We start from the raw sequence: 19,263 nt of genomic DNA on the forward strand, positions 1-19,263 counted from the left end.
GAGGTTGAAACCCTTTTGCAACGATAGTATTAGACCTATATTCACAGGAATATCTTTTATATAGATCGAAACATAATATATGTTATAAATCCCACTTCATCGTATCTAATTAGAAAATCACACAAAAATAAATCCCCTCCTAATTGGCTCGATTTTCATGAATTCCAATAAGCCAAAAGGATGGGGATTTTTTATTTCTTACTTTTGTTTACTTCTATACCTGCTTCTTAATTTCCTGATCACGATAGGATGCTGTGATGTTACCTTGTTTATCTGTTGCAAATAAAACAGATCGTTCTTTCTCTAGATTGAACTGAAATACCTGATTGGTTGCAGTGTCTTTTATTTTTATATTTGTATTAACTGCATATTCAGATACAAATGTATACAGGGATCCATCTTGGAAAATCAGTTTTCTTCCATAAATCCCCGGAAGTTCCCCACCTTCGATCCACTCCAATTCTTCTTCTACTCCGGCATGGGATAGCGCCTTTCGATATAATGCCGTTAATACATCGGTACGTTCGTTCAATTCAACAGGCAACGGGCACCATAGTAATCTTCCTTTGCCAATCTCTACTTCTATTAAACTTGCATCATCCTGGTCAACCACAATCTCCTTATTTACTTCACCAATACGGCGATTGCCAAAAGAAACGGGATAATTTACACCATCAATTGTGACTACCTCTTCACGTACAACATTGGATAATTGATATTCTCCTAATTGGTCTGTTCGTTTCCCTGAATGCTCCCAGTACTCATCGAGTCCAATTGGACCTGTCCATAATAGAGTTGCCCCCGTCTTTTCAACATATTGGAATACTTTCTTCAGCGCTTCCTGGCTAAAGTTATGGGCACTAGGTACCATCAACAATTTCGGTGGCTGTTCCTCCAATGCCTCTAGATGATACTCTCCCATTGCTCTAAATGGGACATTCATTTGATATGCGAGAACTCTTGTTAATTTAGTAGTAGCATCAAAAGCAAATTTACGATTCGAAAAATCATTAGAATATGGGAACACAACAGCAACCTCTTCTAATTGACGATCAACAAAGAGATCACGTATTTCACCGATGAATTTTCCAAAATCATAGGAAACATCTGCTTCTGGTTTTTGCGTACCATCTGCTCGTAATGCACCAATATTCGATTCATTTGTATTATTCATGTAAAAGTTAGTATTCCACAACCATTGGACTGCACCAGCTCCACCAGTCGAGAAGGCATACGCATATTTTCGTTCGAGTATATTACGCAATTCTTCTTCCGATCGTTTGGCTTTGCTGTCTGCTGTTTCGACATACATAATACCAGTTTCCTGAATCAAATTCGGCTTATATGGTCCTTTGGTAAAGATGCCATCCCATACAAGCTGATCCATCAGCCACCAGGAGTGAACAGTAGTGTAATCAACTGCTTCTTCATAGAAAAACGGTGTAGGACGCTGACTACTTAACGCCTCGTCTTGACCGACTGTCACTAACTGTTTTGTATTTATTGACTTAATCGTAGCTGTTAATTCTTTTGCCCACTGATTATGCATTTCCATCGTAAATAATGTATAATCCAACCAACGAAGTCCTTGCTTAGGCTGCTTCATATCCTGAATATCAAAATTAATCTCTTCTTGCTCAGGTAATGCAACTGACTCAAAGTCTGGTAATTCTTCAGGAGTCATATCCCAACGCTCTTGAAGTATGGTAATCGACTCATGCCTCTCTTTCAGCCATTGCACAAATGCAGTATGTTCAAAGCGATCTTGTGCAGAACGAGGTCCTTGGAAATAACGCTTCGGATCAAACATAGATGGTTCATTAATTAAATCCCATTGCACATTGGTCGTTGTAGCATGTCTTGATACCAAAGCGCTAATAAAACGTTTTTGTGCTTTTACACTTCGCGGATCAAGGTAAGGATTGTCCCCCTCAAAAGCAATTGGCGTAAAAGCGAAAAAGTTAAAGGTTACTTCGATATCATACTTCTTGGCAGTAAGTAGAAAGGCATCAATCGCACGCAATACCTCTTCAGAAGCATGTCCATCGATAAACATCATGTGGCGCCATGCTGTCCAAAGTCCAGTCCGAATTAAATTAATCCCTGCCTCTTTCATCGTTGCCATATCCTGATCCCAAGCCGCTACGTTCGGCATAAAGATAAACTTACGCGCAACATCCGAAGTCATATAGGTTTGCCCTACAATTGGGAAAGGCCGGCCATCTTTCCAGAAGTAATCTCTTCCCGCTTTCATGACACTTCCTTCCTGTAATAATTCAGGATCATTTCCCCAGAATCCTTGTGTATAAATGCGCATTTCTCCTGACTCAGAAGTGGCACGACATTCGATTAGATACTGCCCTTTTCGAATAGCCATATTTACCGGTATCCTTGAAAATTGCAGCTCTTCTGTTACGGTTAATTTTTCACTCGCTGTCCAGACTAACTCCGATTCGTGCGTGAGTGTCATATCAAATTGCCACACTTCCGGCTTTTCTTCATTCCTAACGATTTTTTCCGTCTGGATAGTAAGGCTTGCCCGGTCACCTGGCTCATATGTTGCGTAATTTGGCTTCACCCAGATTTCTGTCACACCTTTTCCAGTAAAAGTATTCCACTCCAAAATCGCATCTAATCCACCATTTTGCCAGAAATGATCGTTAACCGTTTGATTGATAAATAACCACCGGCCACCAGCAAATCTGCCCTTTGTGTTTTCCAATAACACTGCTGGAGCAGCTACTTCCCGGTCATCTTTTGATATTCCTTTTAGCAACGGATAAATATGTGCATCCATGGGACCGCTGGAACCATTTTCTTCTGGACGATCCCGATAACGTGTGACGTGTAAAATCAAGTTATGTGTCGGTTCGATCGAAAACAGCGACTCTTTCCCTTCAAAAACCGGGATCTTCCTATCCGTCACCAGTTTCTCTATTGGTTCGGGATCAACCGGTAATACTTCATGTATCTGTAATTGACGGTGATATGCTGTTTGTGTCCTTTCTATTTGCCATTCTCCTTCTTCCGATTGATGGACCGGGTTACGAAAAGGAGCGCCACCTATATGTAGTAATCCATGCCCTTTTTCAAAAAAGGCTAACAGATTCGACCATGCTTCTTTAGGAAAATAAGGACCATGTAAATGCACATAGCTGTTAAAATCATACTTGGCTAAGGCTGGAGATAAGTGATTCGCATCTACAACCTCAAACTGATCCCCTAATTGTTCTAGCCATTCTTGTGAAGGTCTAGTGCCGGCATACGGAAATCGCTCATCATAAAAAATCAATGTTTTTGTCACAGATAATCCTCCTCTTAACCTTTTACAGCACCTTGTGTCATGCCATTAACGATTTGTTTTTCCATAATTAAATAAAACAGAATGGTTGGAATTAATACCATTGTTAGCCCTGCCATTTGGGCCGTATAGTTGGTTGCATACTGACCTGCAAAGTTAGCTAACCCTAACGGCAAAGTACTTAATGCGTCATCGTTAATTAGTACTAATGCAAACGAGAATTCATTCCAGTTGTTAATAAAGTTTAAAATAACTGCCGTCGCTAATGCTGGACGACTCATCGGCAAAATAATCGACCAAAAGATCCGAAAGGCACCGCATCCATCCATAATAGCTGATTCTTCTATTTCTTTTGGGAAAGAAGCCATAAAGCTGGTTAACAAGAAAATTGTAATCGGTAAATTGAAGGCAACATATGGAAATATTAAGGCCAAATGGGTATTAATGAAACCGAGCTTTTGCATTAAGATAAACATCGGAACTAATGTTGCGTGAATAGGGACTAGCAGACCCACTACAAAAAAGCCGTATAACATATTTCTGCCTTTGAATTGAAAGCGTGCCAGAAAATAGGAAGCAAATGCGCCAACCAATATACAAATAAGTAAAGCGACAATCCCGACAAATAAACTGTTAAAGAAATAAGATCCTATATTTGCCGTCACCCATGCTTCGACATAATTGACAAACACCCATTCATCTGGCAGTCCGAATGGATCAAAGGAAAATTCCTGACCTGTTTTAAAGGAATTCATAATCATCCAAAAGATAGGATAAGCATTGATAATGGTAAACACCAATAATATTAAATAAATCGTACTTCGTTTAAATCGCTTTTTCTTGCGAGCTTGCTTAGAAATCGTATCGTAGTTAACCATTGATTCACTCATTGTCTACACCTCTTTTCTGCGGAGTAATTTAGTAGTTATTAAGATCAGCCCAATACTAAACATAAATATTAATACAGAAATCGCACTACCATATCCATAACGAAGTCCTTCAAATGTTTTGTTATACATATAAGTAGCCATTACCTCCGTGGAATTCGCAGGTCCACCAGATGTCATCACATAAATTAAATCAAACGTTTTCAAACTTCCACTGATACAAAGCACGATCGAAATCAAAATGATATTCCATATCGACGGAATAACTACATAGCGTGTTTTTTGCCACTCCGAAGCCCCATCCAGATCAGCTGCCTCCAAGATTTCACTCGGAACCGTTTGCAACGCAGATAAGAAAATAATAAAATAGAGCCCGACAAACTGCCAGATAATCGTTATACAAACCGCAACCATTGCCCAGGTTGGGGCACCCAGCCAATTCTGCTGGAGAAAACCTAGCCCTATTGCCTCCAAAAAATTATTGATCATGCCGTATTCCGAATTGTAGATCATACGCCAGGTTATCGAAATAACTACCGTAGAAATAACAACCGGCATAAAACCGACCGTACGGAAAAATTTAGCGCCTTTAATTTTACGATTCAATAATAACGCTAATGCCAAAGCAATCGGTATCTGCCCAAACACGGAAGCCAGGACAACTAATATATTGTTCCGTACAGATAACCAAAAGACAGAATCCTGAAAAACCTCTTTAAAGTTTCCAAGTCCAATAAACTGCATCTCAGAAAAACCATTCCAAGACATAAAAGAATAATAAAATGAAATAAAAATTGGTACAATACTAAAAATCAGATAAATGATCAGTGCGGGTATAACACCCACTGCTATGATCCACGGTTTTTTAAGTAAATGCATGTAATCACTCCCTACAACTGCTAACTTTTCTCCATTATAAAAGGGCTTACATTATTCTGAAATACTATAAAGTTAACATTATATCTACTTTTCTATGGAATGGAGGCGACGAAATTGCGTAGGAGTGATACCAACATAGTTTTTAAATACCTGAACGAAATATTTATATTCCCTGTATCCGACATACTCGGCTATTTCAAACACTTTGTTCGTGGTTCCTGAGAGCAGCTCTTTTGCCTTATTTATCCGTATATTATTAAGATACTCGGAGTAACTATAACCTGTCTCTTGTTTAAAAAGCATACTAAAATAATTGGGTGTAATGTAATGTGCTTCTGCTACTTCCACTGCTTTGATATCTTTTTGATAGTTCTTTTCGATATATTGTTTAGCATGTTGAATAATCCAATGATTTTCACTTGAATGTTGTAAATAATCAATCAGCCGCTCGAGATCCTCTAACAATAAAGCTTGAATGGCATCTACACTATTATAAATAAGTAAATCGATATCCTGATCCAAGGTAAAATCGAGGTTTTCAAATGTTGAATCCTGACCTCTTTCTTTGATCGAGTTAAGCAGTTCAATGATCACATGTTTTTTTAGTTCAAGCGTTAACTGGTTTTGCTCTAAATCCGCAAAGAGTTGCTTCACTAGTTTATCTACTTCTGCCTTATCCTGTTGAAAAAGCGCATTACTTATAGCATCGACAATTTGTTTTTCCACTTCATAATCTATTTCAGATGGCATATCTTCTGTATCTGTAATAATCTGTTTGGATGAGCCTCGATAGAAGCTTTGTCGCTGGTTTAATTCCTGATAAAGCATCGATACCTGATGCAAATCATGATAACAAGAGGAAATCGCTATCTGGTTATCGCATGCTTCGATAATGCCAGTAACGAGCCGGTTGATTTTATCATCCGAGATATCCTGCTGATCATAAAGAAATACGGCCAGTTGATTCTCATGCGTCTCCAAACATATCGAAGAAATTTCAAATTGATCGATGATTTCTTTCAAACGATCAGACGACTCGACTGAACGAACTGCTTTATAATTCCTTTTTTCAAGCAACATGAGGCGAAACGCGTATGCTTGGCTATTGATTTTTCCCGCAAGATTATAGGAATCTGGTAAATGAAATAGTTGTTGAGATAAGTAGTTGGTCAACATCGTCTCTTGTTTAGCCTGTTCCTCTTTTTGAGTCTCTTCCATTTGCTGCTTTACTCTCTTGACTAATGCCAGTAATTCATCGATATCTACTGGCTTTAATAAATAATCTTTCACACCGATACGGACTGCCTGACGGGCATACTCAAATTCCTCATAGCCACTAATCATAATAATATTCACGTTGGGGAAACAATCAGCAAGTGCCTTTGATAGATTGATACCATCCATTTCTGGCATGTAGACGTCAGTAATGACGATATCTACCGGCTCTTTTTCTATCATTTCTAATGCCTTTTTACCATTATTTGCAGATCCAACAATATCGATATTTATTTCCTCCCAAGGGATAGTGTTGGATAGTCCTTGGCATATTAATGGTTCATCATCAACGATCAACATCTTTAGCGTCATTCGGCATTTCATCTCCTTCTATCAGCTTGTTTAGCATTTGTTTATTTTTAATCCGGGGAAGATTTAATCTCACACATGCACCTTCTTGCACTTCTATCATCTCGATTCCATAATCCTGGCCAAATGCATTGGTAATACGATCATGAACATTTTTTAAAGCATAACTGTCTTGTTCTTCTGTCGTTTGCAACAATGGCTTCACTTTTTCGATATCCATTCCAATACCATTATCCAAACAATCGACAACGATTACGTCACCTTTAAGATAACAACGTATCGTGATATTTTTATGTTCCTGTGAATGCCGGAAGCCATGTTTAAAGCTATTCTCCACTAAGGGTTCCAGCATTAATTTTAGAACTATACTATTAGCTAATCCTGCCTCCATAAAAATCGTATACTGAAAGGTTTCTCCTAACCTTTTTTTCTGTAGCTCCATGTAGCTTTGGACATACTTTAATTCGTCCTTTAACGGAATCCATACCTTTCCTTGGCTAAGGGTAATCCGAAATAAAGTCGATAAATCTTCAATACTTTTACTTGTTTCCGGCGCTCGCTCCAAACGGGCCGTCCAGCGTATCATGTCGAGCGTATTATATAGAAAATGGGGATTGATCTGACTTTGTAACGCTTTCAATTCTGAATGCTTATTTTGAATCTCCAGCTTATATTTATTGTCAATTAATCGCTGAATCTGTTCAACCATCGAATTGAAACGATAGCCAAGCTGCCCAACCTCGTCTTTCGAGCGGATTTTAACCCGTGCTTTAAAGTCCCCGAGCTCCAGCCGTTTTGTTTCTCTTGTTAATTCCAGAATTGGTCGAACGACAAAGAAGACAAATCCAGCAAATGTCATTAACCCCATAAACACTGCGATCAAAATCATATATCCAAAGGTTGATCGGATATCCTTCATTTCCGATAAAATATACTTTTCACTGACTACCGATACCAAATGCATATTAATTTGCTCGATATATCTCGATACACCATAATAAACATCACCGTTTGACTCTAACTGAAAACTTTCTCCACCTGAATGAATATTATCAATAACTGTTTGATAGCTAAAAACCTGACCTAAGTCAGAACCCGTTATATCCTGTTCTTGGTTATGAACGAAAAAGGCTTGATGCTGTTCATTTGTAAAACCTGCTGTCACGTGCTGATACAATGCTTGCTGATCAAGACGGATACTGACAAATCCAATTGGTCGCTTAATATCATAAAGATGGTTAATAACACGGTACAAGGTAATCACTTTTTCATCTTGATTGGTTCGTTGGTTATACATCTCGTAAGGCGGGCTCCACAGCATTTCCCCTTCCATCTCCATTGCCTGGTTAACCCATTTTTTTTCATCTCCTTCGACAATCTCACCAACTGATAGTACTTGCTGATTCTGTCCCTCTATTTGAACAGAATGAAAATAATCTTTCTCTGATTGGTGGAAAACAAAGAAACCATTTAAATTACTACGGACTTGATTTAAATGGTTGTAATCTTCACCTGTAACAGCTGGATACGTCATGAAATCACGAAATTCATTACTGTAAATCATGTACCTGGAAATATCCTCGATTTCTTCGATAACATTATTTAATTGGGACTCCATGTTATTTAAATTACGATGAGTAGTAGTTATAATCTGTTCTTTTAAGATATTGTTAGATTGATAGATAACGATCGAACCGATTAAGCCGCTTGGTATCGTTACAAGTAGTAGAAAGATAATAACAGATTTCCATTTTAAACTGTTTTTAATATAGTGGATTAGTTGCATGTTTATTTACTCCTATTTATTTCGTAGTTAGTAGTAAGTAGAGTATAACATTTTCCTTATGCGCAAAAAGTAGAGCATCCCGTAAGACACTCTACTTATCAGCTCATACTATCAACTATTCTAGCTCACTTTCTGCCACACGTTGAATATTTTCGGCTGCTTCTTCAGGAGTTGAACCACCGACCGTTATCGATTGCAGCTCATTTTCTAATTGGTCATTTACTGCCGGTGTCAAGGTCGCATCATAAACCGGTGCTGGTTCCGATTCGGCAATAACTTCTAACATCTCTTCTGTTAATGGATGAAGTTCTGCGTCATCCGGAACATCTACATTCGCAATAATCGGGCGACCAACTTTAATCAACTCTTCCCATAGCTCTTGATTGTAGACATATTGTAAAAATGTATGTGCTGCTTCGAGTTTTTCGCCCTCTAGTTCGCTATTGATAGCAACCCCTGTTCCTGCGACAGTAGATATCGTCTTCTTATCATTTAAAGGAATCATAGAGACACCAATATTTTTATCTTCCGGCATATTCTCTAAAATAGAAGAAATACCCCAGTTTCCATCCATCACCATTGCCGTTCTTCCTTGAAGGAAGTAATCAATCATCTGTGTACTATCAATGGTATTTAGGTCAGGATTAAATGCTTCTTTTTTCACTAATTCATCAATCACTTCCAATGACTGGACAAAATCTGAATCAGTAAATGCTCGCTCTCCGCTGGAAACGCCTTCCAAGAAATCATTTCCAGTAAATCGATCTGCTATCGTTGAAATATAAACAGATTGCAATACCCAAGCATCTGAGTTACCTAATGCCATTGGTGTAATATCACTTGCATTAAGATCCTCTATAAGCTGGAGAAACTCTTCATACGTTTCCGGAAACTCATCATATCCAGCATCCGCTAACATATCTTTATCATAAAAAATCATATGTGTTGGATTTGTGTTAGCAGGAACAGCATAGGCATCACCATCAATCGAAAAGTCATCAAAGTCCTCTTCATCCAATAAGCCTGTTTCCTCTGTCCAATAGCTAGTAATATCATTAATTGGTTGTACAACACCACCATCTACAAGTGGTTCCAATTCTGCGCCGGGCCATACTTGGAAAACATCAGGTAATTGTCCACCAGCTGCTTGTGTATTTAATCTTGTTCTATAATCAGCATGTGGTGTTGTATCTACCTGAAGGTCAATTTCTGGATGTTCTTCACCAAATTTCTCTACTACATCCATAAATGCTTGGTAATCAGCTCTGCCAATATCTTCTGATTTCCAGAATTTCAATGTGACTGCATCGTCATTCGCGTTATCATTTGTGGATTCTCCATCATTTGATGATGTTTCCTCTCCACTCTCACCTGAGCATGCTACTAAGAAACTAATCAGTAAAACGACTAAACCTAGAAATAAATTATTGCTCCACTTTCTCATAATCAACCCTCCGCGTTTTTGTTATCGCTTACATTAGGGATTATCTCATAGAAGGATAAACAAAAAAATACAACAAAGTTAATATAATATCCAATAATTTATACTCCGTAAAAAATACATCCACGTTTAATAATAAAGTTACAATACTCAGTAATCCTATATCCTTTACCCATAATAAAATGCATTGCTAAAGCGGGGGTGGGACAGAAGTACTCGATTTACGTCAAAACAGATTGATGCACATGTTTTTGTTCCTTGGATAAGCGTTTCTGTTCCTTGGAAAAGTATCGTTCTTCCTTGGATAAATGAATATATCCAAGGAAGGGCGTAATCAATCCTTGTCCTCGTGAATACATTAACCTAATGCCACATCAAGAATCATCATCAATACAAAACCTACCATTAAACTCATGGAAGCCAAATCTTTATTGCCTTTTTCTTGTGAACTCGGAATCACTTCTTCGGCTACAACAAATATCATCGCTCCAGCCGCAAAGCTTAATGCGTACGGTAATAATGGTTCAATAAAGGAAACTGCAAATGCCCCAATGACCGCAGCAATCGGTTCGACCATTCCTGAAAATTGCCCGTATTGGAAACTTTTAGTGCGCGACATCCCTTCTGCTCTTAATGGCATGGAAACTGCCACACCTTCAGGAAAGTTTTGAATACCAATGCCTAGTGCTAATGTGATAGCACCGGCTAAAGAAGCTTCTGTTCCACCATTTGCAAGTGCACCGAAAGCAATTCCAACTGCCAACCCCTCTGGGATATTATGAAGCGTGATCGCAAGTACTAGCAGTGTACTTCTTTTTCTTTTTTTCTGGTGAATTCCTTCCGCCTCTTCCACAGGGGTATTGGGATGTAAATGAGGTAAAACCTTATCAATCCCCCATAAGAAAACACCACCTAATAAAAATCCAAATGCTGCGGGAAACCAGTTTCCGATGGCATTATCAACCGACAATTCAATAGCTGGACCTAGTAAAGACCAATAACTAGCGGCAATCATAACACCACCAGCAAAGCCCAACATACTATCCATTAATCGCTGATTGATGCTTTTCGTTGCAAAAACAAGACTCGCTCCTAATGCAGTCATTCCCCAAGTGAATAAAGTAGCTATAAGTGCTTGTGTTATTGGACTAAAATGTTGAAAAAAATCGATCATGATGAAGAAAGAACTCCTTTCTTAAATGTTAGATAACTCTCAACTGATTACACTATTTTATCAAATGATAGATGAAATAATTAATTATTATAGTTTAGCACTAATTTTGCCAGTAATTAAATTTAACGTTCCAGAAACATGACAAAGGACAGTACCGAGTTGATGGTACTGCCCCTTTTATTCTTTTCTTCCCTTAAATTTAATTTGCAGTTGCTAATTTTTCTTGAGAGCTAACGATAGCATTGGTGCACCAAAGAAAAGCAAGAGCACAAAAATAGATTAAGAAAAGCGCAGAGCGCCCGTATATTCAGGCATACAGGCTACTTCAATCCAATATTCATAATAAGGATTATCTCATCAATTTCAATTCAGCTTGTTCATTATAAATTTTGGTACTTATCCTCTTTTTTAGTTCCAAATTTAAGATATTGGGTTTCACTTTGGTACTTAAACCGGCTTTAAGTACCATATTTGATCGTTTGCTTTCTAGTTTTGGTTCTTAATTGTCTTTTAAGTACTACTTTGATTTTGTGCTTCGATATTTTGGTACTTATTTTTCTAGGCTGACAATTTATACTTTCTCCCAAGGGCATTAGGGCGATTCGTGAAGTCGCCTAGTTTCTGGGCACTCGAAGATAGTCAAATACCCAAATTTTATCCTTTCTTTCCTATCTAGAAAAAGGAGTAAGCACTCGCCTACTCCCTTTTTCTATTTACTTGATCTCACATTATTTAATTTAACTGCTCAGCAAAAGCTTCGGCTCTTTCCACTAATGCTTCTTTTGCATCTTCTGAAATATGTTTCTGCATCGATGGTTTCTCAATCTGAGTCAAATACTTTTCGATAAACTTAAGTGCTTGAGCTTCCGAATTTTTCTCATAATGATGAACTGCCTGTTTATACGTGTTTGTCAATTGATCTGCTAATGGTCCGCTTAAATCACCTGATTCAATATAGCTATCCATTAATTCTTGCAGATCTGTTGGACTTTCCAATAAATTTTGTAATGTAAAGTAGTCAAAGTCAGCATTTATATCTCCAGCAAAAGTTGATGTGCCATATAACCCTACTTTTATATTATTTAGTGAAATCTCCATTGGATCTGCCGCTTGAATCCATTCTGAGCCATCCCAATAATATGAGGTCACTTGATTATTAACTTTTTTCAACTTCAAATAAATGGTGTCTGTCCCCGGATGTGCGACCATGTTATCTGGTTTCGAATAAGAACCATTTTCTTCTTTAGCTGATTCAATGCTGTAACCATCAGTAGTATTCGTATCCCAAACATGACCGAGTCTTACATAGTTATCTTCATCTTCCCAAATATACAAACCTGCTTGTTGGTGATTTTGGCGGATTGGAGCAGTAAGCTTTGTAGTAATTTCAAAATTACCTTCAGGTGCATCCCTCAGAAACAGATTTTTCAAAGTGTTAGCTTCTTCGTGCGAATCTCCTTCAGATGTTAATATTCTTAACTTGCCAGGCACTTCTGTTAAACTCCATCTTTCCTCTACTTCCCTATAAATAGACCATTCTTCTGATAATGACTCACTATCAAAATGATCAACATTTGCACCAGAAGCAATTGGAGGATTCACCTGATCTTTAAATTGATTAACCGCTTCTTCTAAAATCTCAATTGCCTCTTTTAACGATTCTTTTGATAGATCATTTTGTTCCAATACTTCCTGAGCACTAGCTATTGCTGAATATAATGCATCTGCAACACTCTGTTCGTATTGTCCTGGCTTTTCACCTATTTCAGCATTATCGAGTAACTCCTGTGCTTCACTGATTAGTTTTTCTAAATCACTATTATCAACAAGGCCAATTAATTCTCTATGAGCATTGCGTATTTGGTCAAAATCAGCCTTTTCGATTTTCCTGTCGTAGCTCAACAAGCCGTTAATTTCAATCTCTACGTCAGTAATTTGTGTGTAAACAGCTGCACTTAAACCGGGATCTTCTTTTAGTTGTTTGATACCATCAATTAACCCAAGATAGCGATTTGTTAATTCTTCCTTACTGCTTTGCATTTCATAGTTAAAGACGTTTCCACTCCATTCATTGCCAGGAACATGCAAGCCAAGGCCACCATACTCTCCAAGTACAGCTATACGGTCTTCCGTAGGTGTTGGTGAATCTGGACCTACATATGCGTGGAAATCTATTACATCACCTGCACCCACATCAGTCCATCCACTTGCATTAGAGACTAGGCGAGTTGGATCTAATTCCTCTACCCAATTGGTTATTCTTTCTGTATCATATTGACCCCATCCTTCATTAAACACTGTCCATAAAAATAATGAAGGGGAATTGTAATGCTCATTGATCATTTCTTCAAACTCTTGTTCAAATTGTTCTGCATCTTCTGAAGATGGATTAGTATCAAACATACTTGGCATGTCTTGCCAAACTAACATACCCATTTTATCCGCCCAATAGTGAAAACGTTGCGGCTCTAATTTTGCATGTTTACGGATCATGTTGAAACCAAGTTCTTTCGCTTGTTCGATATCAAACTTCAACGCGTCATCTGTTGGAGCCGTATAAATGCCAGCCGGCCAGTAACCTTGGTCAAGCGGTCCCATTTGAAATACGAATTCGTCATTCAGTAAAGGACGTAGTGTTCCGTCAACCATACCCGTTGAAATTTCCCTCATACCAAAATAACTAGCTACTTCATCTACAGTCGTATTTCCATCCTTCAGTCGAACTTTCAAGTCATACAAAAACGGATCTGTAGTTGACCACAATCTAGGATCTGGTACTGGTATTTGCATATTTTCTCCAACACTACCAGTCACTCTGCCAACTTCTTCGCCCTCTTTATATGCAATGGCTTCCACTTCCAGATCGGTATCGTCTGAAGCTTCTACCTGTAATTCTAAGTACTCGTCATGTATTTCAGGTGTCATTTTCAGGTTGCTAATATGTGTGTTAGAAACCGGTTCTAACCATACTGTTTGCCATATGCCCGAAACAGATGTATAAAAGATCCCGCCAGGAATTAATCGTTGTTTGCCAAGTGCTTGACTTAATGACGTAGAGTCATTTACTTCAACTATTAGCTCATTTTCTCCTCCAACTAAATATTCACTAATATTAAAACTAAATGCATCATATCCTCCTTTATGTCTACCTACTTCATTTCCGTTCACATAAACATTTGTTTCCCAATCGACAGCACCAAAATGTAATAACACATCATTAGTAGACCATCCTTCAGGAATCGTAAAACTACGTTTATACCACATATGATCTTCATGTCTTTCAATACCTGATAATTCTGACTCAACAGCAAACGGTACAAGAATAGTTTCATCCAGGGATTGACCAGTTGGAAGTGAATCATCGCTAGATGCAGATTCAAACTGCCATTCACCATTTAAGTTCACCCAGTCATCTCTAACCATCTGTGGTCTTGGGTATTCAGGTAATACATTATTTTTATCGATATCTTCTGCCCATGGCGAGGCAATAATATATTCAGAATTGTTAATAGCAAAAGTCGTAAAGCCTTCCAGTGATTTTCCTTCTGTAGTAGTAATTGGGCCTTCACCATCATAAGATATAAATAAATTATCATTATCTTTTGCAGTAATTGGATACTCTAGTTCCAAAAGAATTGTGGAAGGATCATCGGCTTTTAACTCAGCGTGAATTGGTTGCTTATTACCTATTGCAGAAAAATAATTGGTAGCTTCATCTGGCAATTCATTTAAAGCGTTTTCAAATGTCAACGAAACTTTCAAACCGTCTGCTGAAATAGCTGCATCAGTAGGACCGGTTACAGAATAATCCTCTGGCAAATATAAGTTTTGACTTGGGATCACTTCTTTTGGCTGTGAATCACTTGACCAACTTAACTTTAAATTCGAACCACCCATGTCTTCAAAATACTCAATTTTAATATCATACAATTCTCCAGCTTCCAATGAAACAGGAGCACTTTGCTGTTCATTATCCCAATCATTCACCCAGTGATCAATTATTAATTCATTATCTATCCATAAACGAAAGCCATTATCTCCTATCATTGAAAAAGTATAATCTTGAGAGAATTCAGGTTGTAGCTGACCCGTCCATCTAACAGATACATCATCAGCTTGTCCTGTTAATTCTTCTAACAATGACTCTAAATCACTAAAGTTGATATTTGGTGACACTACAGTTGCTTTCTTATCATCAAAATCAAATGCACCAGGGTTTGAACTAGTGTAAAAATCCCCCTTCAAACCATTTTGTCCATCGTTTTCAGAATCTGCAATTAAAGTGGAAAGTGGGAGTAAAAACATCATGATGATAAAAAAAGCTAAAATTCCATTCCTTCTAATTTTGATATTCATGAAAATCCTCCTCTTTACATAGTTAATACAAGAAATGATTACCACGTACAAGTTTCTTTATAAAACTACATTTACATCACCTCCTTCAATTCAGTAGCAAAGGATTAAGTATCCAACTGATTCCTAGCAAGTACTTCAGTGTCAGGCTTAACATTTATTTTTTTATTGAATTTCATCTCCTTCCTTCTCCTATTTAAGACAACAAGTCTCTGGAGAACAATAAATATAAAGAGTAAAAAACCGACAGCTATTTTTGTCCACCATGAACTAAGTGTACCTTGAAACATGATGATCGTCTGAATAGTCCCCATGCTTAATACTCCGAGCAGAGGCCCTATTAAGTAGCCAAAGCCTCCTGTTAACAAGATCCCCCCTATCACACATGCTGCAATCGCATCCATTTCCATACCCAATAAATGCAAACCATATCCTGAAAGCATGTAAATGGTAAAAACAAAACCACCTAGCGCAGAACAAAAACCTGAAAACATATATACTAAAATGGTGGTCCGCTGAACAGGAAGTCCCATTAATTTTGCTGAACTTACATTACCTCCAATGGCGTAAATATTTCTTCCAAACTTAGTATATTTGGCCATGAAAATAGCCATTATCACCAGCAATAACGCAATAATTACTCCGATAGATACATAGCCTCCTCCGATGATAGGTACTTTAGCACTGGAAAGATAGCTATATGTTTCATTAGTAATTACAATACTTTCGGTATTAATTAGAAAACTAGCACCTCTCGCTAAGAACATGCCTGCTAATGTGACAATCCAAGGGTGTAAATCAAATTGACTAATTAAATATCCCTGAAAACCACCGAAAAGAATTCCAACTAAAAGTGTAAGAATAATGACTAAATATGCATGGAATCCCATTTCTAACAGAGTTGCTGAAACCATACTGATAAACGCCACAAAAGCCCCCACCGATAGGTCAATGCCACCTGTAATAATTACAAAAGCCATCCCAGTTGCCACAATAATAAGATAAGCATTATCAATAAATAAATTTAAAAAAACTTGAGTACTGAAAGACCCAGTAAACGAAATAGATCCATATCCATATAACATTACAATTAATACGGTTGTTGCAAGAATAAAAATATGTTTTTCTATCCATGCTATATCAAAAATTCTCATGTGTATGACACCTTCTTTTTGCCCAAATTTACAAAGATTTTTCTAAATGCCTCCGACTGCATTAAACACACCAGAATTACTACCAACGCCTTAACTACCATTACAATTTGTGGATTTACACCAATTGAATAAATAGTGGTTGATAATGTCTGAATAAATAATGCACCCACTACGGTCCCAGCTAAGAAATATCTTCCTCCCCGCATAGACGTACCACCAATTACAACTGCGAGTATTGCATCCAGTTCTATCCATAATCCAGCATTATTAGCATCCGCACTACTAACATTTGCACTTACAATAATGCCAGCGATTGCAGCACAAAGCCCACAAATCGTATAAACAAGAAGAATTATTTTCTTTGGCTGAATTCCTGCAAATTTACTGGCAGTCATGTTATTACCAATAGATTCAAGAAACAATCCCATAGCTGTCCGTTTCTTCAAGAAAATCATTATAAAAAAAACAAGTATGCCAATGTAAATAGGGAAAGGAAAACCAAATAAAAATCCAGTACCAATATAATTATAAATAGCGTTATTTGTCGTTAAGATTTGCCCGCCAGTGATCAATTGAGCAATCCCTCTGCCGACTACTAGCAAAATCAAAGTTGCTACCATCGGCTGTATTTCAAATACTGATACAAGTAAACCGTTCCAAAAACCACAGACAACTCCGACAATTAAAGCTACAACTAAAGCCAGCCAAATGTTTTGATACTCCATAATTGCTGCTGCAGTAGCACCTGATATTGCTAATACTGAACCAACGGAAATATCTATACCTTCTTTTGCAATAACTAGTGTCATTCCAATGGAGATTATCACTAGTGGTATCGAACGATTTAAAATATCAATAAGACTGCCAAATAAATGATTATTTTTTATTTCAATTACAAAAAAGCCAGGATCTATAAGTAAATTTAAAACAAGTAACAAAGCTAATACAGTTAAAGGCCAAAATATTTTTTGCCTAGACAGTTTAAGAAGGTATTGCTTCATCTACAACATCCCCTTTAGCTATCATGTCCATGACCTTAGACTCCGTCATTTCCTCCCCCTGTAACTCTCCAATTTTTTGACGGTCTCGTAAGATAATTAACCGATCACAACAAGCTACAGTTTCTTCAAGTTCAGCAGATATGAACAAAATGGTAATTCCCTCTTTTGCCAAATCAAAAATTAATTGCCTAATTTCTTGCTTAGATCCAACGTCAATTCCTCTAGTTGGTTCATCTAAGATAAGTAGAGTTGGATTTGTAGCTAGCCATCTAGCAAGAATGACCTTTTGCTGGTTTCCACCACTAAGATTATCAATGCGTTGTTCCATACTTGGTGTTTTTATTCTTAATAATTTGATATATTTATTAGCTATCCTTTCTTGTTCTTTCATAGAAATGTATTTTAATAATCCTTTTTTTGTTTGTAACCCTAAAATAATATTTTCACGAATCGTTAAATCATTAATTATGCCTTCTACCTTGCGATCCTCTGGGCAAAAGCTCAAACCTCTTTCAATTGATGATTTTGGGTTTAAAGATCGAATCCTTTCATTATTTAGATAAATAACCCCTTGATCTGGCTTATCAATTCCAAAAATTAATTTAGCTAATTCGGTTCTACCAGAACCTAACAATCCAGCTAATCCTAATACTTCACCCTTACGCAATTCTATATTTAACGGATTAATAGATCCTTTTCTTGCTAGATTAGTTCCACGTAATAGCAAATCAGATGATGTTAAATTATTTATTTGTTTTTCATTGTGATCAGAATTTTCATCCCATTCCCTTCCAATCATTTTCGATACTAAATCTTTTCTAGGAAGCTCGTTCATTTCATACTCTCCAATATATTGACCATTTCTTAAAACAGTAATTCGATCAGAAATTTCATAGACTTGCTCTAGAAAATGACTAACAAATATAATCCCCATTCCATCCTCTTTCAAAGCCCTCATTACCTTAAATAATTGTTTTACTTCATTTTTATCCAGGCTGGAAGTAGGTTCATCTAAAATTAGCACACCATTAGACATATCAACCGCTCTTGCTATAGCGACCATTTGTTGAATGGCAGTAGAATACGAGGAAAGAACTTTAGATACATCGATTTCTATATTCAGTCTCGTCGAAAGTAATTGCTCTGCTCTTCTATTAATTTCTTTCCAATTAATTCTTCCCTTTTTCTTTGGCTCCCTACCTATAAAAATATTTTCTGCTACAGAGAGATTCTCGCATAGATTAACTTCCTGATACACCGCACTAATCCCCAAGTTTTGAGCACTTTGGGGAGAATCAAGATCCATTTCTTCTTCTTTTAAAAATATAGAACCTTCATCCATTTTGTGAACTCCAGTGAGCACTTTAATTAGAGTGGATTTACCAGCACCATTCTCCCCCATAAGGGAATGAATTTCACCTTGTTTTAAAGTGAATTTTACGTTTGATAGAGCTTTAACGCCTGGAAAAAACTTAGATACCCCTTGAGCCATTAATAAATATTCAGAAACCATCTAGAACACCCTCTTATTTCTGTGTTTTAACCTATTGCATATAGTAAGAACAGGCTTGATTAAAGTATAATTATTTCCTGTAAGTTTGTATTTAAAAATAAAAGTCTTTTTTTGCACATTTCCGTTTAATGATAAAAACGAATAACAGTACTCCACTTTAAAACAGCAAAAAGTTGCTGCATGGCTTTTA

General features: G+C 37.2%; 11 protein-coding genes. All 11 read right to left on the reverse strand.

The window, feature by feature from the left end:
• Positions 1 to 214: 214 nt before the first annotated feature.
• Positions 215 to 3,304 carry a beta-galactosidase gene (locus GI584_RS18930; protein ID WP_153792207.1) on the reverse strand — a complete coding sequence of 1,030 codons (3,090 nt, stop codon included), beginning with the start codon at positions 3,302 to 3,304 and terminating at the stop codon, positions 215 to 217.
• A gap of 14 nt (positions 3,305 to 3,318) precedes the next feature.
• Positions 3,319 to 4,191: a carbohydrate ABC transporter permease gene (locus tag GI584_RS18935; RefSeq protein WP_153792208.1), complete on the reverse strand. Its 873-nt coding sequence runs from the start codon at positions 4,189 to 4,191 to the stop codon at positions 3,319 to 3,321.
• A 3-nt stretch (positions 4,192 to 4,194) separates the two neighbouring features.
• Entirely contained in the window at positions 4,195 to 5,067 is an 873-nt protein-coding gene (locus tag GI584_RS18940; protein WP_153792209.1) for a carbohydrate ABC transporter permease, read from the reverse strand.
• A gap of 84 nt (positions 5,068 to 5,151) precedes the next feature.
• Complete coding sequence (locus tag GI584_RS18945; protein WP_194842047.1) at positions 5,152 to 6,654, reverse strand: response regulator transcription factor; 1,503 nt, start codon at positions 6,652 to 6,654, stop codon at positions 5,152 to 5,154.
• The gene (locus GI584_RS18950; protein ID WP_153792211.1) at positions 6,629 to 8,437 is read right to left on the reverse strand and encodes a sensor histidine kinase; all 1,809 of its coding nucleotides are present in this window, start codon (positions 8,435 to 8,437) and stop codon (positions 6,629 to 6,631) included. The genes GI584_RS18945 and GI584_RS18950 overlap by 26 nt, the downstream gene beginning before the upstream one ends.
• A gap of 115 nt (positions 8,438 to 8,552) precedes the next feature.
• Complete coding sequence (locus tag GI584_RS18955) at positions 8,553 to 9,881, reverse strand: extracellular solute-binding protein (RefSeq protein WP_153792212.1); 1,329 nt, start codon at positions 9,879 to 9,881, stop codon at positions 8,553 to 8,555.
• Between the two features lie 355 nt (positions 9,882 to 10,236).
• Positions 10,237 to 11,052 (reverse strand): ZIP family metal transporter, encoded by an 816-nt coding sequence (locus GI584_RS18960; protein ID WP_100359239.1) that lies wholly within the window; start codon positions 11,050 to 11,052, stop codon positions 10,237 to 10,239.
• Between the two features lie 732 nt (positions 11,053 to 11,784).
• Complete coding sequence (locus tag GI584_RS18965; RefSeq protein WP_153792213.1) at positions 11,785 to 15,408, reverse strand: FIMAH domain-containing protein; 3,624 nt, start codon at positions 15,406 to 15,408, stop codon at positions 11,785 to 11,787.
• A 104-nt stretch (positions 15,409 to 15,512) separates the two neighbouring features.
• Positions 15,513 to 16,559, reverse strand: coding sequence for a galactofuranose ABC transporter, permease protein YjfF (gene yjfF / locus GI584_RS18970; protein WP_153792214.1), 1,047 nt, complete (start codon positions 16,557 to 16,559; stop codon positions 15,513 to 15,515).
• Positions 16,556 to 17,560 carry an ABC transporter permease gene (locus GI584_RS18975; RefSeq protein WP_153792215.1) on the reverse strand — a complete coding sequence of 335 codons (1,005 nt, stop codon included), beginning with the start codon at positions 17,558 to 17,560 and terminating at the stop codon, positions 16,556 to 16,558. Before GI584_RS18975 ends, yjfF begins: the two co-directional genes overlap by 4 nt.
• Positions 17,541 to 19,073 (reverse strand): sugar ABC transporter ATP-binding protein, encoded by a 1,533-nt coding sequence (locus tag GI584_RS18980; RefSeq protein WP_153792216.1) that lies wholly within the window; start codon positions 19,071 to 19,073, stop codon positions 17,541 to 17,543. Before GI584_RS18980 ends, GI584_RS18975 begins: the two co-directional genes overlap by 20 nt.
• Positions 19,074 to 19,263: the final 190 nt, after the last annotated feature.

Origin of the sequence: Gracilibacillus salitolerans (genome assembly GCF_009650095.1) — a bacterium.
Taxonomy (GTDB): Bacteria; Bacillota; Bacilli; order Bacillales; family Amphibacillaceae; genus Gracilibacillus; species Gracilibacillus salitolerans.